Origin of the sequence: Heliobacterium chlorum (assembly GCF_014502795.1) — a bacterium.
Classification (GTDB): Bacteria; Bacillota; Desulfitobacteriia; order Heliobacteriales; family Heliobacteriaceae; genus Heliobacterium; species Heliobacterium chlorum.
Window position 1 is genome coordinate 1 of sequence record NZ_JACVHF010000110.1, and the last position, 1,048, is coordinate 1,048.

At 49.1% G+C, this 1,048-nt stretch carries 1 protein-coding gene; it reads left to right on the forward strand.

The annotated features are described in order from the left end of the window. Nucleotides 1-27: 27 nt before the first annotated feature. Nucleotides 28-1,048: IS21 family transposase (gene istA / locus H1S01_RS20345; protein ID WP_188042172.1), on the forward strand; the 1,021-nt coding region annotated here is incomplete at its 3' end.

Genomic DNA, 1,048 nt, shown 5'->3' on the forward strand with positions numbered 1-1,048 from the left:
AATTGGCCCACATTGACGGAGTGGAAAATGTACACAAAGATTCACCATCAGAAAGACCAAGGACTGAAGCCGACCCAAGTCGCGCGCTTCCTCGATGTGAACGTAAAGACCGTTCGTAAGTATTGGCAGATGACCCCCGTCGAATTCACAAACCGACAAAAGCAAGCCAATCAGCGGCAGTGTAAACATGACGATTATGAAGACATCATTATCCACTGGCTTAGTGAGTATCCCGAATTGAGCACCGCCCAGATTCAAGACCGACTCAAACAACACTACCCGGATTACCGGGAAAAAGAACGAACCTTGCGAAGATACGTGAAGAAATTGAGGCACCGACATAACATTCCCAAGCCTCGATACAAGGAGCGTCAGTATCAGGCGGTCATGGATCCACCGATGGGTCAGCAACTCCAAGTCGACTTTGGAATGGCTTGGGGTCAGACGACCGAAGGAAAGAGAATCCGTCTTTATGGCTTTGGCGCTATCTTATCTAACTCTCGATACAAATATCTAGAATGGCGTTCGACGCCCTTTACCACCGAAAGCCTCTGTGAAACCTTCGACCGGTGCTGGGAGTTCCTCGGTGGCGTTCCCCAAGAAGTGGTGATGGACCAAGACAAGCTGATGGTCGTCAGTGAGAACGATGGGGATGTAGTGTTAACCGAACGATTTGAAACGTATCGGCAAGCCATCGGGTTTCGCATCTACCTGTGCCGGAAAAGCGACCCCGAAAGCAAGGGGCGTATCGAAGCGTTCATCAAATACGGTAAATACAACTTCATTAGCCATCGTGTCTTTCGAGACATCGATCATGTAAACGAAGAATGTCTCTTGTGGTTAGAGCGGACGGCCAATGCGAACCCGCACGGAACGACAAAAAAAGTATCTGCCGAAGTATTCGCCCTAGAACGCGAATACCTGCGACCGGTACCGTTACATAAAAAAAGCAATGCCATTGTAACAAGGATCGTCCGTAAGGACAATACCATCATGGTCGACAGCAGTCGATACTCGGTACCGTTAGGGACTTATAAATCCGGTGGCG